The 22,847-nt window shown below is 53.8% G+C and carries 26 protein-coding genes; 13 read left to right on the top strand and 13 right to left on the bottom strand.

The window, feature by feature from the left end; translation table 11 throughout:
• Nucleotides 1-99 precede the first annotated feature (99 nt).
• Nucleotides 100-570 carry a YecR family lipoprotein gene (gene yecR, locus ACZ9BB_RS05625; protein ID WP_258696304.1) on the bottom strand — a complete coding sequence of 157 codons (471 nt, stop codon included), beginning with the start codon at nt 568-570 and terminating at the stop codon, nt 100-102.
• Nucleotides 571-1,404: 834 nt separating this feature from the next.
• Between yecR and ACZ9BB_RS05620 the strand changes: the two genes are divergently transcribed.
• Both ACZ9BB_RS05620 and ACZ9BB_RS05615 read left to right on the top strand, forming a co-directional pair.
• Nucleotides 1,405-2,229, top strand: coding sequence for a TIR domain-containing protein (locus tag ACZ9BB_RS05620; RefSeq protein WP_476212888.1), 825 nt, complete (start codon nt 1,405-1,407; stop codon nt 2,227-2,229).
• A 165-nt stretch (nt 2,230-2,394) separates the two neighbouring features.
• Nucleotides 2,395-3,258, top strand: a complete 864-nt coding sequence (locus ACZ9BB_RS05615; protein WP_476212887.1) for a DUF6216 family protein — start codon at nt 2,395-2,397, stop codon at nt 3,256-3,258.
• A gap of 662 nt (nt 3,259-3,920) precedes the next feature.
• Here the strand turns inward: ACZ9BB_RS05615 and ACZ9BB_RS05610 are convergent.
• The 3 genes from ACZ9BB_RS05610 to ACZ9BB_RS05600 all read right to left on the bottom strand — a co-directional run bounded on the left by ACZ9BB_RS05610 (nt 3,921) and on the right by ACZ9BB_RS05600 (nt 7,073).
• Nucleotides 3,921-4,499, bottom strand: coding sequence for a hypothetical protein (locus ACZ9BB_RS05610; RefSeq protein ID WP_476212886.1), 579 nt, complete (start codon nt 4,497-4,499; stop codon nt 3,921-3,923).
• 87 nt (nt 4,500-4,586) lie between these two features.
• Nucleotides 4,587-5,531 (bottom strand): pYEATS domain-containing protein, encoded by a 945-nt coding sequence (locus ACZ9BB_RS05605; protein ID WP_476212885.1) that lies wholly within the window; start codon nt 5,529-5,531, stop codon nt 4,587-4,589.
• Between the two features lie 183 nt (nt 5,532-5,714).
• Nucleotides 5,715-7,073 (bottom strand): MATE family efflux transporter, encoded by a 1,359-nt coding sequence (locus ACZ9BB_RS05600; RefSeq protein ID WP_476212884.1) that lies wholly within the window; start codon nt 7,071-7,073, stop codon nt 5,715-5,717.
• Nucleotides 7,074-7,430: 357 nt separating this feature from the next.
• On the opposite strand from ACZ9BB_RS05600, the gene alaE reads away from it, so the two are divergent.
• Genes alaE through ACZ9BB_RS05585 form a run of 3 tightly spaced genes read left to right on the top strand, consistent with a single transcriptional unit; the run spans nt 7,431 to nt 10,055 of the window.
• A complete protein-coding gene (gene alaE / locus ACZ9BB_RS05595; RefSeq protein WP_476212883.1) occupies nt 7,431-7,892 on the top strand; it encodes an L-alanine exporter AlaE in 462 nt (153 codons plus the stop codon).
• 9 nt (nt 7,893-7,901) lie between these two features.
• The gene (locus ACZ9BB_RS05590; RefSeq protein ID WP_476212882.1) at nt 7,902-8,900 is read left to right on the top strand and encodes a hypothetical protein; all 999 of its coding nucleotides are present in this window, start codon (nt 7,902-7,904) and stop codon (nt 8,898-8,900) included.
• On the top strand, nt 8,901-10,055 hold the full coding sequence (locus ACZ9BB_RS05585; RefSeq protein ID WP_476212881.1) for a cysteine desulfurase family protein: 1,155 nt from the start codon (nt 8,901-8,903) through the stop codon (nt 10,053-10,055).
• Nucleotides 10,056-10,124: 69 nt separating this feature from the next.
• Here ACZ9BB_RS05585 and ACZ9BB_RS05580 read toward each other — a convergent pair whose 3' ends face one another.
• Nucleotides 10,125-11,141, bottom strand: coding sequence for a LysR family transcriptional regulator (locus ACZ9BB_RS05580; protein WP_476212880.1), 1,017 nt, complete (start codon nt 11,139-11,141; stop codon nt 10,125-10,127).
• Nucleotides 11,142-11,189: 48 nt separating this feature from the next.
• Nucleotides 11,190-11,891: an FMN-dependent NADH-azoreductase gene (locus ACZ9BB_RS05575; protein ID WP_476212879.1), complete on the bottom strand. Its 702-nt coding sequence runs from the start codon at nt 11,889-11,891 to the stop codon at nt 11,190-11,192.
• A 102-nt stretch (nt 11,892-11,993) separates the two neighbouring features.
• On the opposite strand from ACZ9BB_RS05575, the gene ACZ9BB_RS05570 reads away from it, so the two are divergent.
• A complete protein-coding gene (locus ACZ9BB_RS05570; protein ID WP_476212878.1) occupies nt 11,994-12,857 on the top strand; it encodes a LysR family transcriptional regulator in 864 nt (287 codons plus the stop codon).
• A 32-nt stretch (nt 12,858-12,889) separates the two neighbouring features.
• Here the strand turns inward: ACZ9BB_RS05570 and ACZ9BB_RS05565 are convergent, their stop codons facing one another.
• Nucleotides 12,890-13,519, bottom strand: a complete 630-nt coding sequence (locus tag ACZ9BB_RS05565) for a LysE family translocator (RefSeq protein ID WP_476212877.1) — start codon at nt 13,517-13,519, stop codon at nt 12,890-12,892.
• Between the two features lie 299 nt (nt 13,520-13,818).
• Between ACZ9BB_RS05565 and ACZ9BB_RS05560 the strand changes: the two genes are divergently transcribed.
• The 3 genes from ACZ9BB_RS05560 (at nt 13,819) to ACZ9BB_RS05550 (ending at nt 15,326) form a co-directional block, all read left to right on the top strand.
• Nucleotides 13,819-14,181, top strand: a complete 363-nt coding sequence (locus tag ACZ9BB_RS05560) for a hypothetical protein (protein ID WP_476212876.1) — start codon at nt 13,819-13,821, stop codon at nt 14,179-14,181.
• Between the two features lie 200 nt (nt 14,182-14,381).
• The gene (locus tag ACZ9BB_RS05555) at nt 14,382-14,774 is read left to right on the top strand and encodes a VOC family protein (RefSeq protein ID WP_476212875.1); all 393 of its coding nucleotides are present in this window, start codon (nt 14,382-14,384) and stop codon (nt 14,772-14,774) included.
• A 246-nt stretch (nt 14,775-15,020) separates the two neighbouring features.
• A complete protein-coding gene (locus tag ACZ9BB_RS05550; protein ID WP_476212874.1) occupies nt 15,021-15,326 on the top strand; it encodes a panthothenate synthetase in 306 nt (101 codons plus the stop codon).
• A 169-nt stretch (nt 15,327-15,495) separates the two neighbouring features.
• Here ACZ9BB_RS05550 and ACZ9BB_RS05545 read toward each other — a convergent pair whose 3' ends face one another.
• The 3 genes from ACZ9BB_RS05545 to yfcF form a co-directional block, all read right to left on the bottom strand.
• Nucleotides 15,496-15,831, bottom strand: a complete 336-nt coding sequence (locus tag ACZ9BB_RS05545) for a hypothetical protein (RefSeq protein WP_476212873.1) — start codon at nt 15,829-15,831, stop codon at nt 15,496-15,498.
• Between the two features lie 137 nt (nt 15,832-15,968).
• Entirely contained in the window at nt 15,969-16,358 is a 390-nt protein-coding gene (locus tag ACZ9BB_RS05540) for a c-type cytochrome (protein ID WP_476212872.1), read from the bottom strand.
• Between the two features lie 172 nt (nt 16,359-16,530).
• A complete protein-coding gene (gene yfcF / locus ACZ9BB_RS05535) occupies nt 16,531-17,163 on the bottom strand; it encodes a glutathione transferase (protein WP_476212871.1) in 633 nt (210 codons plus the stop codon).
• Between the two features lie 214 nt (nt 17,164-17,377).
• Here yfcF and ACZ9BB_RS05530 point away from each other — a divergent pair, with 214 nt between their 5' ends.
• From ACZ9BB_RS05530 to ACZ9BB_RS05520, 3 genes are read left to right on the top strand one after another with little or no spacing between them, the layout of a single operon-like run.
• Complete coding sequence (locus tag ACZ9BB_RS05530; protein ID WP_476212870.1) at nt 17,378-17,947, top strand: thioesterase family protein; 570 nt, start codon at nt 17,378-17,380, stop codon at nt 17,945-17,947.
• Nucleotides 17,948-17,991: 44 nt separating this feature from the next.
• A complete protein-coding gene (locus ACZ9BB_RS05525; RefSeq protein WP_476212869.1) occupies nt 17,992-18,495 on the top strand; it encodes an SLATT domain-containing protein in 504 nt (167 codons plus the stop codon).
• A gap of 32 nt (nt 18,496-18,527) precedes the next feature.
• Nucleotides 18,528-19,013, top strand: coding sequence for an adenosine-specific kinase (locus ACZ9BB_RS05520; RefSeq protein ID WP_476212868.1), 486 nt, complete (start codon nt 18,528-18,530; stop codon nt 19,011-19,013).
• Between the two features lie 354 nt (nt 19,014-19,367).
• Here ACZ9BB_RS05520 and ACZ9BB_RS05515 read toward each other — a convergent pair whose 3' ends face one another.
• The 3 genes from ACZ9BB_RS05515 to ACZ9BB_RS05505 form a co-directional block, all read right to left on the bottom strand.
• Nucleotides 19,368-20,189, bottom strand: coding sequence for a MinD/ParA family protein (locus tag ACZ9BB_RS05515; RefSeq protein WP_476212867.1), 822 nt, complete (start codon nt 20,187-20,189; stop codon nt 19,368-19,370).
• 244 nt (nt 20,190-20,433) lie between these two features.
• Nucleotides 20,434-20,820 (bottom strand): cupin domain-containing protein, encoded by a 387-nt coding sequence (locus ACZ9BB_RS05510; protein WP_476212866.1) that lies wholly within the window; start codon nt 20,818-20,820, stop codon nt 20,434-20,436.
• 96 nt (nt 20,821-20,916) lie between these two features.
• Nucleotides 20,917-21,729, bottom strand: coding sequence for an AraC family transcriptional regulator (locus ACZ9BB_RS05505; protein WP_476212865.1), 813 nt, complete (start codon nt 21,727-21,729; stop codon nt 20,917-20,919).
• Between the two features lie 244 nt (nt 21,730-21,973).
• Here ACZ9BB_RS05505 and ACZ9BB_RS05500 point away from each other — a divergent pair, with 244 nt between their 5' ends.
• Complete coding sequence (locus ACZ9BB_RS05500; RefSeq protein WP_476212864.1) at nt 21,974-22,834, top strand: CAP domain-containing protein; 861 nt, start codon at nt 21,974-21,976, stop codon at nt 22,832-22,834.
• Nucleotides 22,835-22,847 lie beyond the last annotated feature (13 nt).

Here is a 22,847-nt window from a genome sequence, read left to right as displayed (position 1 = left end):
ACAGTGCAGTTTTTCGAGTGAAAACCTGGCTCAGTTTCACGCCGTCTCTCAGGGAGTTTCGGAGAAATTGAGCCGCACCGTGAACCAGTATCGACGGAATTACTCAGCCATGATCGCCTGATACTGCTTCTGGTACTCGGCATAGGGTAGGTGTTGATCCATCAATGCTTTCACACGCGCTTCCTTGTACTGAGCGGGAGTCATCATACCAACCGGAACCGACGTGAGCGTTGGAGCTGAGGCCTGGTTAGCTGGTGTGATGTTACCGATGCATTGATATTTGACGATCATCTGGCCTGCAGTGCAATTACCCCAGCCGTCTCGGGCCTGGCAGTTCTGAGTTTTCCCACCGAAGGGTTCGGCGCGGTTGTAACCCCAAACCGCACATTTGCTGTTTGCAATTGACTCAGCTTGCTTATAGTCAACGACCGGTGTCTCAAAGGGCTTGAAGTCGTAAGCCATGTCGATCGAGCCGTCCGCTCTGCTCCCGCCGGTTGCGTAGAAGTCTTTACGGCTGGAGCAGCCCGTTGCAACAACTGCCAGCATGACTAGAAAAAGTAACTTACGCATAGAGGGAATCCTTTTCAGATACAAGAAGCACGATGGTAGCAATGAGCCTTGCCGCTGAGCTGGCATTGAGCCTGCTTTTAGCCAGATGTTGGCCATCCGTTTAGCCCCCAGGTCCACTCCAACTCCTGCGGCGACTGCGGCTCGGAGACGGTATCGCTAGCGGTCGGGGCCATGCCCAAAGAGGTCGCGTGGAGCAAGGCACCAGTGGCACGCTTTCAGTTTCGTAGAGTTCCTAGATCAGTGCTTGATGCACTACCTGTGGGAACCTTAGTCCGCATGAAACAGAACGGTTAGGATTTTTTTGTCGGACGCTAGGAGTTTTTTGCAGGTAATACCTGGACGTTTTCAGCCTGTCGCGACTGATCGGGGTTGGCTCGAAAGCCACGATTCAGATGAGGCCGCTGTCGACCACGGTGCAGCCATTTGAGGAGCTTCCCGGACGATACAACTCTTGGAGTGTGAGGGTACTGGTGTCCATACCTGTGAACCACTTTATGCACTGAATGGGCTTGGAATTACATACAACATCGTAGGTTGGTACAAGGTAATTTCATCCGCCTTGACCGCTTCTGGTCGACTCCTGCCTGTCGTGACCGGCAGAGAGCGGCCAAGAGCGGGCATTTGTCCAAAGACCAGATTCGGTTCTTTCTGTTTCTCGCCTTTCTCGAATCAGATACTTCGGAAGCTAGATAGGTTGTCGTTGTCAAACATCGGCGATGTACTTGTTAGACGCACATCCGCGTAGTACTGTTTCGGCTAACGCAGACATCGGACACGTTCGGGAAGCGCGGATCTTGTGTTTTAACGGATTGTTTATCAAAGGCGTGACGACTTATGTACTATCATGTAATCGTGGAAACCAGCGAAAAAAACAAGAAAGGCGATTATGAGCGCTGCTATGAATTAAATTGTGAAAGTCTCGATGAAATAGCCGAATTAATTGCTAGGCCATACTCTGAAAAGAAGCAAATTTATATTAACGGTAGATATATTGAGTACAACAATATCCGCCTGCTGAAGATAAAAAGCTCAGATAAAACACTAGGTGAGCTATCTAATATCGCACAAAGCTCTGTTAGTCCTGGCGTGTTATTTGTCTATACCCAGATTGTCATTGTTAATAGTGACAAGTATGTTGACGACATTACAAAGGATATTCTTAAGTCAGTAGGTGGAATTCTAACATCTAGCATTCAAACGTCGCTCCCGAAGCAAACTGACAAGAAGAGCGTATTTATCGTTCATGGAAGAGATAGTCTCGCAAAAACCGAGGCTGCACGTTTTGTCGAAAAGCTTGGATTTAAGGCTATAATTCTTCACGAGCAGGTAAGCGCAGGTAAGACAATTATTGAAAAAATCGAAGAGCACACCAGCGTAGGGTTTGCCATTGTCTTATATACACCATGTGATATTGGTGGCTTTGCTGGTGTAGAAGATCAGAAGTTTCGCGCACGACAGAATGTGGTTTTTGAGCACGGTTATATGATCTCTAAGCTTGGCCGTGCAAATGTTTGCGCTCTGGTCAAGGGTGACGTTGAACTCCCAAACGACATCAGTGGAGTGGTTTACGTTTCGCTAGACGACCATGGTGCGTGGCATTACGCCGTCGCAAAAGAACTGCGAAATTCGGGCTATGCTGTTGATATGAACAATATTTAGTTATTTATATTTGACTAGTCTCCCTCGGTTATCTGGCTACGTCCTCCCTTCGACACCTGCATTAGCGGTCAGTCGATAACGACTGCTCCTGGCCGAAACCCGCAGGTTATTGAATGAAAAAAAACCAACTTAGTCGACTTGAGCTTGTTATAATGGAGTTTTTAAATGAGTGAGCCTGAAACTCAAGTACAACTTCTCGACAGTGTCGTAGGCAGCCTGAAAGATATCAATCCTTGGATTACCACCGCAATTCTATGCGCGTTGATTGTATGGGCTATTATTCGTGCTCGCTCAGCGCACTTTCTCTACGATAGAGTTTGGAGGATGGTTGGTGGTGGAGAAATACAAAATCCGACACTAAAGGAATATTGGGCTGACGTCCGTGATGTTGAGGGTTTCAGGTTTCGAACTGGCATCAACTTTCCTTCGATGAAAGTTTTGTTGGCCACAGCACAGTGGACAAGAGAACATAATATTAATATCAAAGACTTATCTTTTGCTCGAGGCTGGATTCGCGATTTGCCATGGGCTTTCGGAAACCCACCGATCAGAATGATAAGAAGTTTAGTAATAGCCTTTTTGATTCCATTTGGCGTGCTTGCAACTGGCACTGCTTACATGCTGGGTAGCGAAAGTGTACTGTTGACTATAAAAGAATCGAAAGTGATTTTCTGGACAGATGGTTTTACGGCGACAAATTTTTTCTTTGAAAAAAATGTTCCGGAGTTCTCTGTCACTCAAAGCAACTGTTCAAAACTCCCCCTCGAAGCCCTGACCCAGGACGATGTAAGTGTTATCTGCGAAACATTGTCCCCAGATAACTTCAAAAAAATCAAAAAATCTTTAATTGAACAGCGGATTATTGCTGGATATTTTTTGGCTGTGTTGACGTTCATTTCATTCGTCCTCCTGCGATCACTTGCTCAGGCACAGATGGCGAGCAAACTGCGTAAAATTCCTATACCCAATTTTGAAGCAAGCGAGCCACAAGACGAACTAACACCCAGCATTCAGCCCGTGACGGACTGAGCTGGCAATTTGTCAAACGGAATCAACGGCTACTTCTGGCCAGCCTGATAGACCGCTTCCAGTCGGCTGCGGCCCCAGAGCTGATCGTCCGGCATTAACCGGCTCCCGCCTGTCGTGACCGGCAGAGAGCGGCCGATTCTGTTGAAAAAGTCGGTTTGCCCATAACGCTCGAATATTGATGGGTGAAAACACCTCTTTTGCACGCTGCCACGTGAAATCCGAGTCCTGAACCCTCTGCCCAAAACACAGATTTCAATCTCAGGCGCGTAATTTTCTGCCTCGGAAACCGAAGTCGACTTTTTCAACAGCATCGGCCAGAAGCAGTCGTTCACATATTTCCTGGATCGGAAGTCTCCAACTGCGCTTTTACTCCAGCCAAGGTAATCGACAGAGGACACGTTGACCCACACAGACACAAAAGGGTGGACTTGCGGCTGAGTCGCCCTGTTCATTTACAAAACGGACACAGGGCGAGTCCTTGACGATAACGAATACGACTCGGCCAGGCTTGATTGTCTGCCTCCTGGTGCCGGGATAATTTGCGTGGCGCGCACGCTGTAGAGCTGGTTGCATCACGGGACCTAATGATTAAGCTAAGGGGCCGCGGAACGCAGTCCCAGCGAACGAAGTGAGCGCTTTGAGCGCATTGTTGGGCGTCACTTTCACGACTTCTCCTGCCCGTACCTGGACCAATGGGGTGGCCGTAGAACATCGTCCGAGAATGCCTCATGGTATAGGCGATGGACGTGTTCGCAGAGTTCCAAGATTTGATCAAGAACCAGCGTTTCTTGCCACTCCCTATCGATAAAAGTGATCTCTGGGGATTTCCCTAATTGAAATGAGCCATGCGTGAGCGCGTTGCGGATGTGCTGAACCAAGGTGTCCTCGCCACGTTTGATGCTACCGGCGCGATAGATATCTCGGAACGCCCGAAGTGCAGAGTTTTCTGGAACATCGTCTAAGCCCCGCTCAAGATGCTCGCTCCTCATGTAACAGAGAGTAGAAAAGACCATAAAGACTGCTGATGCTCTGAGGCGACCACCTCGAATTACTTGGGCAGGAATATCTGGAGGCCCTCGGAAATCAATATCTGGGTTGCTCAGATCATGACTCGCAGCTACGCATTGGAACGCGGTTTGGAGCTTTGAGTTATCAATGTTCAGATTCTGTGTGAGAAGGCTAGCGCGTAGATCGTCATTCGACACCACCCGCAGGCGCTCAAGAAGAAGTGCGATGTCCATGAGTACTTCTTTGTGACGCCCAACGTTTGGTTAAGGGGCCGCGGAACGCGGTTCCGAGTGAGCGAAGCGAACGGCTTGAACCATTTGTTAGCGTTCACTACGAAGAAAATTTTTGACGGCAAAGCCCATTTCAAAATCTATGTATTTGTTAATTATTACGGATGATCCGTCTTTGAATGTAAGCCGGCACAAAGCAAGGAATGGACCATATGCCGATGTGCGAACACCAATGTATTCGCCAGCCTTGGAGCCGACATATATTTTGTTTCCCCAGTAGCTTCCGAAGAAAAATTCGGCTTTTTCAAGGTCTGAATACTCTTTGCTCTTGTGGCGAATTAGATAAATAAACACATCATATTCCTGCCCCTCTTTTCGGGATGGCTCGAGGACATGAGCTATGAAATAGCCTTTGCTGCTTTCGTATATTGAATTTCTTGAGGTTGTCCAGTCATCTGCCGTTGTTGCAACCTTGGATGTTCCGTTGCCATTTGCTCCAGGGGATGCGAACGACAATTGGCTTAGCTCTGGGGTTACAGCCTCAAGGAAATGGCTTTCGTCTTTGTAGTCGGAGGGGGCATATAGTTTTGTATGGTGTTGACTGACAAGCCAACCAAATACGCCGAGGACGATTGCTGGGAAGACGACCATAAACCAGATTATTGGCGTGCGCTCAGTAGCTTCCAGATGTCCTGATACCCCGACGACGAGACATGCAAAGCCATAGATTAGCACTATAAAAAGCGCAATTATCCCCAGCGGATTTTTCGCCAAGCCTTGGGCGGTGGTTCCGAAGTCTTTTACCGGATTCGACATTGCTGCCTCGTGATTGCTAACTGCTATTAGGCGACATGCCATGTCACGTTTCTTGTCTCGATGGCGTGTCGTACAACGTTCCTTGTCGTCCTGGAAGTCCTTATCTAGCGTAGAGGTGGTCGCGGCATACGCGACATTGCTCAGGGAGAAACGAGACATGGATGACGGCAAGCCCTGCTGCCTTGTAGAGTCGAATGCAGCTTCCGTGACACTACTCATTTGCCATCATCGTGTCCACCGTCCACTTTTGGCCGATTGCTGCCTGTCGAGAAGGGCTGCAATGCGCAATTCTCTGCCGATCACGGTTACGAAGCATGACAGTCAAATCCCATGCAACCGGTGGTCAGATGCGATGCAAATGACTGGTCAAGTGGAGTGCAATTTCGCACTCAAACGAAGGCCCTACACCAACCGCTCAATCTTCTGATGCTGCCAGACCATTTTGTAATACAGCGTCTGCAGCATCAGCATGCCCAGATACGCCACCGGAAACGCCATCCACACCCCTTGTAGCCCGAAGCGCGCATCCAGCAAGTACGCCACCGGCAATTGCACCCCGACCACGCAAACGATCGTAACCGCCACCGGCACCAACACCGTGCCGCTGGCGCGCATGATGCCGCCAACGATTGCCTGGAAGCCAAACACCAGCAGGCTCCAGAGCATGATGTGCAACAAGTGTTCGGCCATCGCCCGGGTGGAATCATCCGTGAGGAACAGCCCCAGCAACCAGTGCGACAGCAGATAACCCAACACCACAAGGCCACCGGTCAGGCACACATTGATCAACAGCCCCGTGCGCAAAATCGGCCCCATACGCTCGATGCGCCCTGCCCCGATCGCCTGCGCGCCGAGGATCGACGCCGTGATCGCAATCGACAGCGCCGGGAACTGCACGTAATTGACGATCTGCGTAACCGCCCCATACGCCGCCGTCGCCTGAGAACCGTGCTGGTTCACCAGCGCCAGAATCACCAACTCCGACAGCGACAACACCACCATCTGCAACCCGGTCGGCAGCCCGATACGCAACACCTTGCCGAGGATGTCCATGTCCAGCCGCATCGCCGCAAACATCTCCCGATCCGGCGCCAGCGGATGCTCCTTGCGAATCAACCGCCACGCCAACCATCCCATCGCCGCCAAGTTACCCACCAACCCCGCCCACGCCGCGCTCTGAATCCCCAACTGCGGCAGCCCCGACCAGCCGAGAATCAACGCCGGTGTCAGCGCCAGCCCCACACACGTCGACACCACCAGCGCCAACAGCGGCGACACCGTATCACTCACCCCACGCAGCAACTGCGTGAACAACACAAACACCAACAGTGACGGCAAGATCCACATCATCACATGCGCATACGCCACCGCATCGTCCAACACATCCACCGGCGTGCCCAAGCCCTGCAACGCCGGCCGCGCAAACACACTGCCCAACACCGCCGCCACCAACCCGATCATCGCCCCCAACAGCAACGTCGAACCGGCAATCGCCTTCACCAAATGCAACTCCCGAGCGCCCCAGGCTTGACCGATCAACACACCAGCGCCCGCGCCGAGGCCGATGACCAGGGCGATGAAGAAGAACACCACGGGGAACATGCCCGAGACAGCGGCTAAAGCCTGGGTGCCGAGCAGTTGGCCGATGTAGATGCTGTTGATCGTGCCGGACATGGATTGGAGGAAGTTGGAGAGGACCATGGGGGCGAGGAACAGGAGGTAGGTTTGCCAGAGGGGGCGGGATTGGGTGGAGATTTGCATTGAGGGTCCGTCTCGAATGGGGGCTGGCAGTTTGGAGATTCTACGCGGGGCCTGGGCACAATGCGCCAGGTGCTGACTCAGGCTATATAGCACTCAATCCGCGGGATCGAACCGAGGACGATCGGGCCGCACCGTTCTGGGGGCCATGATCGCCGAAACGCGTACAGCGATTTTGATCCCGCGCGTAGGCGTCGGTCGCGATAACCAGGCTTGCCCTCACTCAAAAAAACCAGCCATCTCCATCGGGAATGCCAGCCGTGTGCAAACAAGATGGGGGGGCAAACAGGAATCTCGTATGATTTCACGATTAACGTAAATAAATGCCGTGATTATCGTGGCAAACATTGTCGGTCCGCCATGCCCTCTCTAGATAACGAACTGAAAATAACACCCAATGCTCAGAAGTTGAAAAATTTCTGGGCAGACACTTTTGCGCTCAACACCTTCTGCTATTTGATCTCAATACCTATTGAGCTTGGCTTCGCGCAAATGACGTTCACCACGCACTTGACAGCCAGATTTATTGGGCTGTTTATCATTACAGGCACCGCCCGCCCATTCGGTATTTGGCGTGACTTCGTGTTCAGGAAGCTGAAGATTTCAGCAAGCGATACTGGAATAAAACCTTATATCGTGGATACGCTGGCCTATCTGTCATTCGAACTTCCGCTCTATATGATCAATATGAGCATGAGTGGCGCCTCGCTCACGCAGGCGTTGAGGGCCGCGTTGATATTCTGTGTCATCGCGGGTGTGGTTGGCAGGCCCTATGGCCTCTACAGGGCCTACATAAGAAGAAAGATTTTCAATCTGGACTGAGTACAACTTATGGATATCAAGTCGATCGTTCAAGTAATCACCTTACAAAAGGAATTTCGGGAAAACATTGTCATCGACTGCGGGCACACCACCATTTTTTCGGCAGACCAAGGTTATCGATTCGGCCTACAAGGAACGCCGAGCAAGACAGAAACTCTCACCTTCAAATTAGGGGTCGAGATATATCAGGCATTAGTCCGCACGAACAGAGACGTTCTGCTTAACCTGTGCCTGTCTGACCTCGTTGGTATCAAGGGGGGAAATGATGAACGCCGTAAAATCACCCAAGGCCTGAAAGGTGAACAGAAGTCTGCCTATATCCCTGAGGCCTACAAAAATCTTCTTGATGCTTATGATGTACCACTCGATAGAGTCAACGTCATTCTGCAGTCCACGGGCAACAAGCTCTTTAAGAAGATACTCAATCGCACGCGCTCTGGCATTGAACAACTCAAAGTAGTCGATCAAGGCTACGTCCACGAGACATTCCAGCAAACCAACGCTCTTTTTCTTTCAACGGAAAATCAGGGCCTGTTCTCGCTGACGACGCCGTATCTTTACGATACCCAGGTTGAGGACGCCTACTTTGGCGGGGCGTGGTGGAAAGATCACGGCTCGATAAATCAACGCGACCTGGAGCATTGTCCGTTGGCTCGCCTGAAAAAGAATCCTGTGATCAACCTCTATGAGACGGGAGGACGCGTACTATGTCCTGCGACCTATGGCGGGTTACTTTGCCAATTCGATAACACTACTGATCATATTGCCGTGTACGCGAGGGGCGATGATGAATTCATCGGAGAAAAGGTAGGGCGCGGCGTAGTGGCCGCCAATGTATTGATTGAACATTTCGCTCGAAATTGCGCGCAGATCATCATTAATCAGGAAGAACAGATCGAATATTCTTTCATTGAGAAAAATGCGGTAGGCACTTCCAGTCTGGAAAGCATCGCCTTTATAGATAAAGTACAGGATGTACTGCGCAGCAATAACATGGAGCTCGTTTAAATGACATCGACAATGGTATATCTCGACAACGCTGCTTCTGCCTTACCTTTCGAAGACGCTGTCAATTTCTGTCCCGCGCCAGGAAATCCGTCCAGTGATCATCCTGCGGGCCATGCCGCCAAAGCCATGATTGAAAAGACCAGGACGCAATTGAGCACACTGCTCGGAGGTCGGGCGGGCGAGTACTACTTTTGTTCAGGCGCCACTGAAGCGGCAAATATTATTATCCAAGGGCACTGCAGTTTCTTAACAACGACCCAGTCGCCACGCAATCAAATAATCATCAGTGCCATCGAACACCCTGCGGTATTCAATACCGTCAAGCATATGCAGCAACTGGGTTTTATTGTTCATATCGTCCCCGTCGACCGTCGTGGCATCATAGAAAGCGCCTGTTTGTATGACCTGCTCAACGAACACACCGCCATGGTTCTGATCATGGGCGTTAACAATGAAACGGGCGTGTGCCAGCCCATCGGTGATATAGCCAAAAGAGTAAAGGCATTTGACCCGAAAATTTCCATCATTTGCGATGGCGTTCAAATGATTACAAAAGTTGGAGCGCCTGATCTGACTTACGTTGATGCCTTGATTGGTTCAGGCCACAAACTGGGGGCCGCCAAAGGCATCGGCTTTTTTTTCATGAGTCATCGCCTCAGGCTCTTTCCTTCTCAATTCGGTGGGGAACAAGAGTCTGGAATCCGTCCAGGAACCGAGAACCTGTATGGTATCGAATCGTTATACCGAGCGCTTCGCCATCATGAAAAAAACGCAGATGAATATCATGACCATGTGAAGGAGTTGAACGTTCTCCTTCAAGAGACGCTTACACGCCTGAATATTGAGTTTTCGGTCAATACGCTGGACGGTGAAACGTCAGGTTATGTGCTCTCTCTCTGTTTCGCCGGGCTGGATGCGGGCGAGGCTATGAAATTTCTTGCGCAACGGAACATCTGCGTGTCCAAAGGCTCCGCTTGCAGCAGTGTTTCCCCTGTACCGTCTCGTGTGTTGAGCGCCATGAAGCTTACACCTGCCCAAATGAGCGCCACACTACGTGTATCCTTCAGTCCACTCTCCAAGCGCGAGGATGTTCTCGCTTTCTGTGAAGGCATAAAGGCAATCATGTCACCTGAGGCAAACAAAACGCAGGTCTGACGGCAGGACGGCAGAGAGCCCGCTTGGCAAGGGCGGTGTCATGGACCATGTCCATGCATCGCCATTTGCTCAATGAACATTCGAACGGAAAAAATCTTTACCTTCTACCAAGAAACCTGCAAGTGCATTTGCCGAGGCACTTAGTCCATGACGACCATTGGAAATCAGGAATGATTGTCGCGTCGCCCAGGGCGCACATAAAGGCCGCAACGCGACATCAAGGACATCAACATACATTTCACCGACGAGCTTCGGAACGATGGCGACGCCCAATCCCACATGCACCATACGGCACATGGCCTCAAGACTGCCTGCCTGGATGCTGGTGGTGAACCGGGCACCCAGTGCCGCATACTCTCTTTTCAACAGCTGCATCAATGAGGTGTCCAACTTCAAGCCGATCACCTTCTCCGACGTCAAGTCGGCAAGACTCAACGAGCCGGCGTCTGCAAGGCGATGGTGTTTTGGAAGCAGTATGTATAGCTGGTCTGTTCGATAGGGCACTGCATCAAAAAAATCCAGACCACAAACTTCGTTGCAGATACCGAAATCAGCTCCATGTCCCGCAATAGTACGCATGGTTTGCAGGCTGGATTGCTCTTCCAGTTCAACATCAATTTCTGGAAATAACTGCCCGAACGCGGCAATGTCTTCAGGGAGGAACTGCACGACGGCGGAAAGATTTGCAACGACGCGAACGGTCCCTTTTGTCCCGGACTTGAACTGCAAGAGTTCGGCACCCAGCTCTTGAATGCTGTCCGCTACAGTCAGCGCACTTTGCCATACTGCATTTCCGGCCGGCGTTACACTGATACCGCGAGCATGACGATGAATGAGCGGAAGCCCAACCAGCGCTTCAATTTCCGAGATCCTGCGACTTACCGCCGATGGTGTAATAAATTCGCGCTCCGCTGCGCGTGAAATATTGCCTTCCTGGCATACAGCGGCAAATAGACGTAATGAAACCAGATCCAACTTTCTAATTAAATCTTCCATGAAAACTCTATTCTCATCCTGAGTAAACCGCTTAAAAACCACAAGATTGTCAGTGCTTTTCAATAGCAGGTCAAGAAATCCGCCGGCCATGAATCAAGCCCCTTGACGAACACGGGGCTTGAGTTGCTTCATGCGGCATCAGGGTTTGCGTCCCCCGCCGCCGCTGCTTTCTCCTCCCTTGCGCCCGGCCTGCGTTGCGCCAGCGAACAAGCTGTCTGCCAACCCCCTGGCCTGCCGAGTCGCCGCCTCACGCGCGCTGAGGTCAACGTCTTCCCCCAGGATGGTTTTCTCAACAATCACCGAATGCACATCCGTCACGCCGATAAACTTCAGCCAGGCTTCCACGTAGGGCTTCTGGAAGTCGAAGCGCTCTGACGGCGTGATCGACTGCGCCGAAAAATCCATGCCTCGGGCGTACATCACCACGGCGGTTTTGTTATGCAGCATGCCTTCCAGACCGCGCTCCGGGTCGAAGCTGAACAGGATGTCTTTCTGCGATACCAAGTCGATGAAATGCTTGAGCTTGTACGGAATACTGAAATTCCACAGCGGTACGGACATCACTAGTACATCCGAGTTGTGCAGGTGAGCGGCCAGATCTTTCAACGTACTCCAGGCGTCTTGTTGTACCGGGGTCAATGGCGTGCCATTGAGTCCGGCGTATTTGGCCTCCATTGCCAGATCATTGAATTCCGGCAAAGCCATGTTCCAAAGGTCGAGGGTGATGATTTCGGTGTCTGGGGTGTTTTCTTGATAGCGCGCGATGAAGCTGCGGGCGACTTCGAGGGAGGCCGAGCGCTGTTTGCGCGGGGAACATTCGATATGGAGAAGCGTTGTCATTGCATGCCTCGGGGGTGATGGAGGGAGGTGGCAAACATTGCAACATAGTTTTATTTGGAATATAAATCGCAAATATATAAGCCATTAATCACATATCAAACTATGTTCGACACTCTGCTACTCAAAACATTTGTCACCGTCGTCGATGAAGAAGGCTTCAGCCGCGCAGCCGAGAAGCTGCACCTGACCCAGTCTGCGGTCAGCGGGCATGTGCGGCGATTGGAAGAACAGATTGGTAAACCTCTGTTGCGCCGTACCACCCGCTCCCAGCAACTGACTCCCGATGGCGAGCGCCTGGTTTCATATGCCCGCACGATCCTCGCGCTGAACCGTGATGCCTGGGCAGAACTGACGCGCACGCCGTTTCACGGGCGACTGCGGATCGGGGTATCCGAAGATTTTGTCGAATCGCGATTAATGCGCACTTTCCAGGAGTTCGCGGCGCAGTACCCAGGGATGGAGATCGACCTGCAGGTGGGCATTCCTGGCACGTTGCTGGCCTTGATGAAACAAAGGCATCTGGAGGTGGTCATCGGTTCTCTGTGCGAAACCAGCGACACGGGGCTGCTGCTGTGGCAAGAACCGCTGGTGTGGGCCTGGTCGGCGCAACCCGTCACCCAGTTACCGACGCCTCTGCCCCTGGCCCTGTTCCCCGAGCCGTGCCCTTATCGCGAGGTGGCGCTGACACGGCTGGCTCGGGCAGGAATCGCCCAACGCACGGCGATGTTGTGCAGCAGCACTGCTGGATTGCGAGCGGCGGCACTTTCCGGCTTCGCGATAGCGCCCATGGCCGTCAGTCAGTTGGGGCAAGGACTGACGGCTATTGGCGCAGAACAAGGGTTGCCAGAGTTGCCGGATGCGCAGTTTCGGTTGTTTAGCTCTCCTGAGGCGGATCAGGCGATTGTGGCAGCGGTCACTCAACTCATTGTGGAGTATTGCTCTACGCGGCGGGACCGAGTCGGTTAACGGTTTTTGGCGAGGTTCATAAGGTCGCCCCTTTAAGCCGGTTGGCTGAGCACCAGCAAACGAGTTGCTAGAGCCATCATTACCGCCGCGAAGCCATAAGCAGCAAGGCGCTTGGAAATCATGCCTTCACCGAGGCGTCCATGCAGCCGTCCGGCACAGAAGCCGAGCAGTGAATGGAAGATCAATGCGATCAGCGCAAGCAACAAGCCCAAGAACATCAATTGCGAGGTGACGTTGCTGGCACCTACGGTGACAAACTGCGGCAGGAATACCATGAAGAACAACAACGCCTTGGGATTTAAAAGGCTGTTGAGCGTGGCCCTGACAAAGATCTTCCGCATCGAAGCCTGTGTGGCTTGAGTATCAGTCTGCGCAGGGGGAGTCTTCACTGCCTGCCAGGCCAGCCACATCAGATAACAAGCCCCTGCCCACCGCAGCAAGTCAAACGCCGGCGCCCAACTCATCACCAGAGCACCGAGCCCTGCGCTAACCATGATGGTCATCAGCACATCGGCCAGGGTTATTCCTAAGGCTGCGGCGAGGCCGGCGCGCCAGCCATGGGCAACTGCATGGCTGCTGACGATAGCCATGTTAGGGCCAGGCACGATCAACAACAGCAAGGCCGCAACAATGAACAGGTAGAGGTTAGTGGCGTCCGGCATAGAGCAGTACCTCCCTTGGCTGGTGAGTAATGCTAACCGGTGATAGTCAGGTCCAAGCAGATACAGTGGGGATAGATTTGGACGCAACAGTCAGATATGGAGAGGCAAAAAATCCGTTCGAAAGTATGGGGGGGTCAAGTTCGGGCGGCTATTATTGGCCCGGTCGCCATCCGGTCGAGAAGACGTTCCATCCATTGCTGGCGTCGATAGTCACCATCACGTCAATGAAGTTCTCATAAAAAATCCTCGGCGTAACATCCGCTCCATACCCAACCAATAACACCCCGGAGCACACCATCATGAAACGCCAAATCCTTCTCAGCATCGCTTTCTCGTTTTTTGCAGTTAACGCTTTCGCCGCTTCCTCTGCTCACCCGGTCGTCGCTGAAGGCGGCTCGGATCGTCTGATTGAAAGTCGTGTGGCTGAAGGTGGTTCAGATCGTTTGATCGAGAACCGCGTCGCTGAAGGTGGTTCGGATCGCTTGATCGAGAACCGCGTCGCTGAAGGTGGCTCCGATCGTTTGATCGAGAATCGCGTCGCTGAAGGTGGCTCCGATCGTCTGATCGAGAACCGCGTCGCTGAAGGTGGCTCCGATCGCTTGATCGAGAACCGCGTCGCTGAAGGTGGCTCCGATCGTCTGATTCAAAATCGTGCCGCATGAATGAGTGGCTTTACAGCGGTCCCCCACAAGAAGCCCGGCCTAATAAGCCGGGCTTTTTTCATGAGTTATTTCAAGACTAGACAGCATTTAGTTGCTTTCCACCAAGCGGATGATCGGTCAAACACGCTCCGTGGACACCTTAATGGAGAAACAATCTGCTAGATTCACCGCTCAATTGACACGACAAGGAATGCTCGCTCATGAAATTTGGCTACATGATCATCTACGTCCCGGACGTTCCTGCCTCACTCCAGTTCTTTTCCTCAGCTTTCGGGCTTGGCGTTCGCTTCCTCCATGAATCCAATACCTATGGCGAACTCGAAACGGGAGAAACCGCGCTGGCATTCGCCGCTGATGAACTGGCCGTGATGAACTTCAGCACCGGCCATGTTTCGGCGCACTCTTCCCCCAAACCACTCGGAATCGAAGTCGGCCTGGTGACCGAGGATGTTCCAGCGGCGCATGCCAGAGCGTTGAAAGCGGGCGCCGTCGAAATCTCTGCGCCAAGCGCCAAGCCCTGGGGACAAACCGTCTCCTACGTTCGATGCCCTGACGGTACGCTGGTAGAACTCTGCACGCCGGTACAGCAGTAAATGGGGATCGGTAAGTCGGCATCTTTATAGACGACGCTGGTTTCATGCCAATAGGCGTTTAGCTGCCCATTGGCCTCATACTGAACCATCAAAGATGACCGTCCGTAACCCTGCCCCGACGGCCTCTCACCCTTCGCTATTCTTAACCACACACACCGCTGGCACGGCTGAAAGCTGGGCTTGCGGTATCACCGCCTGGAGCAAGGATTCGGTAAGGAGTACGCCACTTCAACAGAGTATCGAATAATGAAAATGCTACTGATGGTCGAGTTCCCCCATGAACCTTTCAACGCGCTGGTCAGGTCTGGGAAGGTCGGCGACATCATGAACCGCATCCTGGAAACCATTAAGCCGGAGGCGGCTTATTTCACTGAGCACGATGGCATGCGAAGTGGAATTTTTCTGATCGACATAGTGGATCCTTCCGAAATTCCGGGGTACGCCGAACCCTTCTTTCTCAACTTCCAGGCCAACTGCAAACTGCGTGTGGTCATGAGCCCGCAGGACCTGAAAAACGCCGGTCTGGAGGTACTCGGAGAGGCATGGGCGTGAGGTGTAATCAATGAGTGAGAAATCTGTGGCGAGGGAGCTTGCTCCCGCTTGAGTGCATAGCACTCACAAAAATTGACGACTATTCCGGATTTTTGGGGCCGCTATGCAGCCCAGCGCGAGCAAGCTCGCTCGCCACAACGCGTGCTCGCCGGACAGGCGAGCACTGTGCTTACTGAACGGTTTTCAGCTTGACCACATCACCGGAGATTTTGGTGGTGTAACCGGTCAGGACCCACGCCCAGAACCAGTTTTCCTGTACCTGGGTGTTGATCATGGCATCGCCACCTTTGGCTTTGATCGCCGCATTCTGAGCGCGAATGAAACGGTTGTTCTGCTGGATCGGAATAACGCCAAACAGCAGGAGGCCAGTGGCGGTCGCTTCACTATGGCCGACAACGGTGTACTGGCTGCTGTCGTATTGCTGAGTTTTCATCGGGGCGCCGGTGCAACCCGCCAACACCAGACCGAACAGGGCTACGGCAACAACTTTGCTGAGATAATTCACTGAATAACTCCATTAGAAATACCCGGGATCCATCTCTCGGGCAGCGTCTACTCTAACGGATGAAGTGGCCTATTGATATCACTTATACAGACTTCACGCGGCACTCAAAAACGCAATGATTGTTGATGAGCCACAGATCATTGCGGCTGAAATGTCTGAAGGTAGGCCAACAGGTTTTCGATCTTTTCCGGATCGCTGAGGCCCCAGAAAATCATCCGGGTTCCGGGGACCACTGCTTTTGGGGCTTCGATGTACGCAGTGAGTGTTTCGCGGGTCCAGACGACGCCTGAAGATTTCATGGCGGATGAGTATTGGTAGTCGGTGGTGCTTCCCGCTGAGCGTCCAATAATGGCATTGAGTTGCGGGCCGAAAGAACCCCGGGCCGAATCCCCTACTTGATGGCAGCCACCGCAGATGCGGTTAAACAGTTTCTGACCTGCCTCGGCATCCCCCGCCGCTTCTGCTTGCATGCTGAATAACCCGGTATTGAGCATCAAGGCCAAGGTGAGTACGGCGGCGTTTTTCATGTTCGGCTCCAAATCAGGTGTTGCTGACAACAAAAGCGGGTGGCTATTTCATCATGACTGGCGGCTTCACCGAAGCCTTGAAGCCCTATGGGACCGGTTACGCATCCCGAGATCGTCAATCAGGTCATTGTGCAAAATTTATTGAGCGCACGTTGACCTGATTGCACGCTGACTACATCGCAGGCCGTTGCAACTTGACCCACTCCTGCACCGTAGGCCGCTGCCATTGGCGCTGCGCATATTCCACCAGCGCGGGTGGCATGGCGTCTTCGTTGAGTATCAGCCGGTTGAGCATCAAGGCCAGGTCCACATCGGCGATCGACCATTGACCGAACAGGTACTCGGGGCTGTCAGCCAGCAGCGTTTGTGCGGCACCGATCAGCTTGCGCTTTGCCGACTCGGCAGCGGGCGACAAAGGCCCGGATTTGAGGTCATAAAACACCACCAATGTGGATCGCTCCTGCCGAATGGGCAGCAGGTCACTGCGAATCCATGCCTGGACTTGTCGCGCCTTCGCACGCTGCATCAGGTCTTGTGGGTAAACCGGCGCCTGGGGGAAAACGTCTTCCAGGTATTCAGTGATCGCCGACGATTCCGACAAGGCGAAGTCGCCATGCACGAGCGTCGGTACGCGCTGGGTTAGCGAGAGGCTGGCATAGTCCTCTGCCTGGTTTTCGGACGCGTCGAGATCCAGTGGGCTCATTTCAAACTCGATGCCCTTTTCGCGAAGCGCCACGAAAGCCGACATGGCGTAGGGGCTGGTGAATTGAGCATCAACGTACAGGCGCAGACGGGAATTATTCACGGGGTCATCTCCATATGGGAGCAGACACGCTACGAGATCCACAGCCATAAAGAAAATTCATGATTTTCATGGGCGCATTCCTGAGCGGAATACCGCGATGCGACGCATAAATGATCCAATTGCGCTTTACTCATGGAAAAAGTCATTTACACACCTACCTCCCTCCTGTGCCCTGCCCTAAAGTGCACCGCTCTCCTCAATCCTCGGCGTACTTATGAATCTCTGGTTCCGGCTTCTGCTCATGCTGTTTCGTCGTCCGTGGCGCAAGCCGGTTGACGCGCTGGCCACCACCGTTATCCGCATGCGCGTTTGGCCACTCGACCTCGACCTTAACCGGCACGTCACCAATGGCCGGTATTTCACCCTGGCCGATGTAGGCCGCATGGACTTTGTCCTGCGTAGCGGTGCCTACCGAGTGGCGCTGCGTCACAGGGCAGTGCCGATCGTTGGGGATACCTGGGGCAAGTTTCGGCGTGAGCTGAAACTGTTCGAGTCTTTCGAGATTCACACCCGGGTACTCGGCTGGGACGATAAATGGAGCTTTATGGAACACCGCTTCGTGAGCAAAGGGCGCGTGGTGGGCGTGGTCGTGATGCGCGGTCTGTTCCGCTCAGCCAAAGGCACGGTTGCGCCTGCAGAACTCGTCCGGGAGATGGGTTTGGCCGAGTCACCCGAAATGTCGACGTGGCTGACGGACTGGTCGCAAAGCTGCGATGACATGAGCCGCCAGCTCCGAGAGGAAGAAGGCCTGGCTGTCCCTGAACCCGGGCAGGCGACCAAATAGGAGCTAATATTTAGCTCAAATCCCTCCTGCAAAGGACTGCAACCATGAGCCGGCTTGAGCTACTGACCAAATGGAATCGCATGATTGTGCGGTTGCAGATTGAACACGAAATCAGTGCCCGGGATTTCGAGAAATTCAGCTGGAAACTGGGCATTCCCTGCGTGGTGCTGTCGGCGGTAGTCAGCGCCAGCGTCTTCGGTTCAATCAGTGACGCGTCGCCCGTATGGCTCCAGTACCTGGCCGGCATTCTGTCACTTTTGACCCTGGTGTTGAGTTCGGTCCAGACCTTCCTCAACTTTGACACCCGGGCCGCCGGGCACAAAGACACCGCCGAGAAACTCGGTGCGATATCCCGTGAGATTCAGGACGAAATCGCCAGCGGCAAGGACGAGGCTATTTTGGGCCCAATCGTTTTGGACATCCGCAAGCGCATTGATTCGATTCTTCTCGATGCCCCGACCCTGCCCAAGTCGACGATCAGGAAACTGGGGGATGTTCGCGTCTACACAGAGACACCGCCAACTGAGCAAGAAACCGTTCCGGCTTGATTAGAGGCCAGGCACGACAGGAGACGTTTGAGATGCAACTCATCACGTTGAAAATCGATAAGCCGCAAGAGACGAATTTCATTCTGGGTCAGACGCACTTCATCAAGTCCGTCGAGGATATCCATGAAGCGTTGGTTAATACGGTGCCAGGTATCCAGTTTGGCGTGGCCTTTTGTGAAGCCTCCGGCAAATGCCTGGTGCGCTGGTCTGGCACCGATACTGCCATGATCGAACTTGCGCAAAAAAATGCGCAAGCCATTGGCGCAGGCCATAGCTTCATCATTTTCCTCGGTGACGGTTTCTATCCGCTAAACGTGTTGAACACCGTCAAGCTGGTGCCAGAGGTGTGCCGTATTTTTTGTGCGACAGCCAATCCGACCGAAGTGATCCTCGCCGAGACGCAACAGGGACGCGCGATCCTCGGCGTGGTGGATGGCTTCTGTACCAAAGGTGTTGAAGGCGATGAAGACATTCTGTGGCGCAAGAACCTGTTGCGACAGATCGGCTACAAGCTGTGAATTGACCGTGCGGATACGAAAAAGCCCGCACAAGGCGGGCTTTGTAAATCGAGTAGGTGGCCAGTGCTGGTCTCTGGCTTGCAAGGTTTATCAGGCTTCTGACAGGACAGTTTTGTGCTGTTCTGCTTCACACGGCATAAGGGCTGGATCTCAGCGCGGAGATCTTTCTAACCGTGTACCCTTTGGAACGCGCCCTACGCTTCCTCGTTATCCACTTGCGCATCAGTCTGCGTCTTCACCTACAACTTGAGAATAGCAAAAAGTTCGAAGCCCTGACCGGGCTTTTAAGACCGATTTAATCCAGAGGCAAGCCCGACAGGACGCAAAGATACTAAGCCTTGCGCATCGACCGCCTCATCTGCCGGAATTCTGCACAAGTTGCTCAACGAAAAACTCCACATGCCCTCGAGGGTGAGTCGGCAAAGGCCAGGTGTCGACGTTATGGGCAAGGGCCTGGAAGGCTTGGACGCATTTGGAACGGGGAAAGGCTTCAAACACTGCACGCCCCTTTTGCGCGGCTTTGTGTGCGTTTTCGTCGTTTGGCACCGCGCCGGCGTATTGCAGCGAGACATCCAGGAACATATCGGTAATCTTTTCCAGCTTGGCGAACAGATTACGCCCTTCCGCCGGGCTGCTCGTCATGTTGGCCAGCACGCGAAAACGGTGCATGCCGTAATTCAGATTGAGTAATTTGATCAGCCCGTAGGCGCCGCTGATCGAGGTGGGTTCATCGCACACTACCACCATCACTTCCTGCGCCGCGCGGATGAAATTGACCACGGAGCCACCGATACCGGCCGCCGTATCGATGATCAGCACATCGAGCTTATCGCCAATATCGCTAAAGGACTGGATCAGCGCCCGGTATTGCGCAGGCTCCAGATGAGTCATGCTCTGCAAGCCAGAAGACGCCGGGGCGACACGAATTCCTCCAGGCCCGGGCACCAGGGTATCGGACAGCTCGCAACGCCCTTCGATGACATCGGCCAGTGTGTAGCGCGGTGTCAGCCCCAACAGAATATCGATATTGGCCAGGCCAAGATCGGCGTCCAGTAATACGACGCGCCGCCCCATTTTCGCCAACGCCAATGAAAGGTTGACCGCTACAGTCGTCTTGCCCACGCCACCCTTGCCGCCAGTCACAGCGATGACCTGTACGCAATGCACATCTTCCATTTCTTCTTCCCTTCCCTGCGCAGAGCGTACGTGTACGTCATGACAATCATCCAGATGCCGGAAGAATAGCTGAAAAGCGCGCAATAGCCGCTTTGTCTCCCGACAAGAGGCACTTCGCCATACTCCTTCGTAGCGTTTCAATGAAAACGCTGAAAGATCAAGGGCATTCGTCCCCACGAAGGGCCCCTAAAATCAGCGAAGTTATAGCCTGATCGATCATAGAAGACCGGGAAGCGACCAAGATCTAAATCCAGACGTCATTCATGGCAGTCCTTGTTCCTCCCTGATCACCGGTATTGAGCACACCACGCGGCTCGATCAGTAACAACTTCACCTCCCGCTCGGCACAAGGCTTGTGTTCGACCCCCTTGGGAACGACGTACATCGCGCCCTGCCCAACCACGACGGCCCCCTCTCGTAGATCAATACGAAGCTCGCCTTCGAGGACAATGAAGACTTCATCGGTATCGGCATGGGAATGCCAGACAAAGTCGCCTTCGATTTTCACGACTTTGAACTGGTAGTCGTTCATTTCGGCAATGACCTTAGGTGCCCATTGCTCGCTGAACAAAGCAAATTTTTCGGCAAAATTAATCGCGGTGCTGGCCGTTACGCCGGGTTGGGAATTCATTTGAGTCGCCCTCACTAACCAAGATATCGAGCCCTGACTTTATGAGGGGATCAGCGCCGCGTATTGCATGATTGTGCAAGTCGACCGGGAGCGCTCTCAGGCAAGGCCCAGCCTCTTCATCCACCGTCCGGGTGAGACGCCGTAGGTCTGGATGAACTGACGCGTCATATGGCTTTGATCGAAAAAACCCGCGGATACGGCCGCTTCTGCCATTGAATGACCTGCAAAGATCAGGGCTCTTGCCAGATCAAGCCGTCGTTGCGTCACGTATCGGTAGGGGCTCGTACCGTACAGCGCGCGAAAATCACGGCTCAGGCTCCAGCGGTCGCGACCACTCGCCTGCGATAACTCCTCCAGGGTAATGACTCGATCCAGCGAGTCATGAATAAGCGTACGCGCGCGTTCGGCCGCAGCGAAGTCAAACGCCTTGCGCCGCCCACGTTGACCGCCAACCAGATCCAGCGCTTGCGCGAGATCGTAAATGGCATCGTCTTCTTCCAGGGGCTCGATGGACGCGTCCAGGTTTTGCAGCAGCACCCGGGTCGCGGCACCCAGCCGTGGATCGCTCGATAAACCACCCTCGATGAATGGCAAGGGCTTGCCGCCTAATACTTGCTGAATCAAGGCAGGTTCGATGTAGATCATCCGATAATGAAAACCCGCTTCGGTACCGGCTTCACCGTCATGCACCTCGTCCGGATGCAAGACGATAGTGTTCCCGGGCAGGCCGTGCCGCCGGGTGTTGCGGTACTGGAAACTTTGCACACCCGACAGCGTTCGCCCGATGGCATAAGTATCGTGGCGATGCGGTGTAAACCCGTGGCCGCCAAAAAATGCCTCGATGCGCTCCATCTTCAACGGCTGAGCCGAGCGTTTTACCCAATCCTTGTCGCCCCTGGTTTTAATCATGTCCCTGTACCACCCGAATGATGCCGGTACGGTACCAGTCCGAGGGTCTGATGTCCTTGGGTGAATGGCCGGTTCTGCCCCATGGCGCTGCCACAAAATTTGTCTCTTCCCGCCGTGAACCAGTCTTCAGACCCGCAGTCTTAGCCGTGCCGTAAAAGAAGCTCACCCAACGAAGCGCTCCTACGGTCATCGCTCGTCCCAATCCCACCCTTTTCGTCGTCATCTCATCAGAGCTGTGTGTCTCATGCGCCCAACCGTCCGCTGCTGCCGCTTTATTTCGCTGTGCCTGATGCCTTTGTTCCCGCTGCTCGCCAGCCCTGCCCATGCCAGCGGCGAGCGGCAACTGGTGGAAGTCATCAACGATTACCGCGCCGACCCTGACCGCTGCGCGGGGCGGACGGTCAAGCCGTTGCGGCCGCTGTCACTGAAATCGGACTTGTCCTTGCCGATCGGCTATGGCGGTGGCTTGCGAGATGGTTTGAAGGCTAACGGCTATCAAGCGGTGACGGTGCGCACCATCCGCCTGGTCGGCGCGCAAGATGCCGATGAGGCATTTGACATGCTTCAGAGCGACTACTGTGGGGCGCTGCTCGATACCCAATACGCCGACATCGGCGTTACTCGCGCCCGCAGCGAATGGCGGGTAGTGCTGGCGCAACCGGTACTCGACGGGCGTATCGGTGATTCGCGAGCGGCGGGCAAGACGTTGCTGGCGCAGGTCAACGCGGCACGGGCCAGGCCGCGCATGTGTGGGCGCCAACGCTTCGCCGCCGCACGGCCACTGGCCTGGAATCCTGCGTTGGGGGCCGCCGCACAAGGCCACAGCAAGGCAATGGCCTACGGCAATTACTTCGCCCACCAGGATCCCGACGGTGATATGCCGGCGGATCGCGCCAGAGCCGCCGGTTACCGCGGCCGGCAGATCGGCGAGAACATCGCCGCCGGGCAAGGCTCCCCCAGCCAGGCGATGTCCGGCTGGCTGGCCAGCCCCGGGCATTGCGCCAACCTGATGAACCCGATGTTTACCCAGGTCGGCGCGGCGTATGCCGCCAACTCGCGCAGCAACGAGGGGGTTTACTGGACGATGCTGTTTGGGGCGCCTTGAGAAGGTTTCGAAC

The organism is Pseudomonas sp. TE3552, from assembly GCF_056278945.1.
Note: the sequence above shows the minus strand (reverse complement) of the source record. Positions and strands in the feature narration are given on the sequence as shown.

Bases quoted from the DNA above. Each gene is read 5' to 3' on its own strand.
- yecR (WP_258696304.1), bottom strand. From the start codon at position 570: ATGCGTAAGTTACTTTTTCTAGTCATGCTGGCAGTTGTTGCAACGGGC.
- ACZ9BB_RS05620 (WP_476212888.1), top strand. From the start codon at position 1,405: ATGTACTATCATGTAATCGTGGAAACCAGCGAAAAAAACAAGAAAGGC.
- ACZ9BB_RS05615 (WP_476212887.1), top strand. From the start codon at position 2,395: ATGAGTGAGCCTGAAACTCAAGTACAACTTCTCGACAGTGTCGTAGGC.
- ACZ9BB_RS05610 (WP_476212886.1), bottom strand. From the start codon at position 4,499: ATGGACATCGCACTTCTTCTTGAGCGCCTGCGGGTGGTGTCGAATGAC.
- ACZ9BB_RS05605 (WP_476212885.1), bottom strand. From the start codon at position 5,531: ATGAGTAGTGTCACGGAAGCTGCATTCGACTCTACAAGGCAGCAGGGC.
- ACZ9BB_RS05600 (WP_476212884.1), bottom strand. From the start codon at position 7,073: ATGCAAATCTCCACCCAATCCCGCCCCCTCTGGCAAACCTACCTCCTG.
- alaE (WP_476212883.1), top strand. From the start codon at position 7,431: ATGCCCTCTCTAGATAACGAACTGAAAATAACACCCAATGCTCAGAAG.
- ACZ9BB_RS05590 (WP_476212882.1), top strand. From the start codon at position 7,902: ATGGATATCAAGTCGATCGTTCAAGTAATCACCTTACAAAAGGAATTT.
- ACZ9BB_RS05585 (WP_476212881.1), top strand. From the start codon at position 8,901: ATGACATCGACAATGGTATATCTCGACAACGCTGCTTCTGCCTTACCT.
- ACZ9BB_RS05580 (WP_476212880.1), bottom strand. From the start codon at position 11,141: ATGGCCGGCGGATTTCTTGACCTGCTATTGAAAAGCACTGACAATCTT.
- ACZ9BB_RS05575 (WP_476212879.1), bottom strand. From the start codon at position 11,891: ATGACAACGCTTCTCCATATCGAATGTTCCCCGCGCAAACAGCGCTCG.
- ACZ9BB_RS05570 (WP_476212878.1), top strand. From the start codon at position 11,994: ATGTTCGACACTCTGCTACTCAAAACATTTGTCACCGTCGTCGATGAA.
- ACZ9BB_RS05565 (WP_476212877.1), bottom strand. From the start codon at position 13,519: ATGCCGGACGCCACTAACCTCTACCTGTTCATTGTTGCGGCCTTGCTG.
- ACZ9BB_RS05560 (WP_476212876.1), top strand. From the start codon at position 13,819: ATGAAACGCCAAATCCTTCTCAGCATCGCTTTCTCGTTTTTTGCAGTT.
- ACZ9BB_RS05555 (WP_476212875.1), top strand. From the start codon at position 14,382: ATGAAATTTGGCTACATGATCATCTACGTCCCGGACGTTCCTGCCTCA.
- ACZ9BB_RS05550 (WP_476212874.1), top strand. From the start codon at position 15,021: ATGAAAATGCTACTGATGGTCGAGTTCCCCCATGAACCTTTCAACGCG.
- ACZ9BB_RS05540 (WP_476212872.1), bottom strand. From the start codon at position 16,358: ATGAAAAACGCCGCCGTACTCACCTTGGCCTTGATGCTCAATACCGGG.
- ACZ9BB_RS05530 (WP_476212870.1), top strand. From the start codon at position 17,378: ATGAATCTCTGGTTCCGGCTTCTGCTCATGCTGTTTCGTCGTCCGTGG.
- ACZ9BB_RS05525 (WP_476212869.1), top strand. From the start codon at position 17,992: ATGAGCCGGCTTGAGCTACTGACCAAATGGAATCGCATGATTGTGCGG.
- ACZ9BB_RS05520 (WP_476212868.1), top strand. From the start codon at position 18,528: ATGCAACTCATCACGTTGAAAATCGATAAGCCGCAAGAGACGAATTTC.
- ACZ9BB_RS05515 (WP_476212867.1), bottom strand. From the start codon at position 20,189: ATGGAAGATGTGCATTGCGTACAGGTCATCGCTGTGACTGGCGGCAAG.
- ACZ9BB_RS05510 (WP_476212866.1), bottom strand. From the start codon at position 20,820: ATGAATTCCCAACCCGGCGTAACGGCCAGCACCGCGATTAATTTTGCC.
- ACZ9BB_RS05505 (WP_476212865.1), bottom strand. From the start codon at position 21,729: ATGATTAAAACCAGGGGCGACAAGGATTGGGTAAAACGCTCGGCTCAG.
- ACZ9BB_RS05500 (WP_476212864.1), top strand. From the start codon at position 21,974: ATGCGCCCAACCGTCCGCTGCTGCCGCTTTATTTCGCTGTGCCTGATG.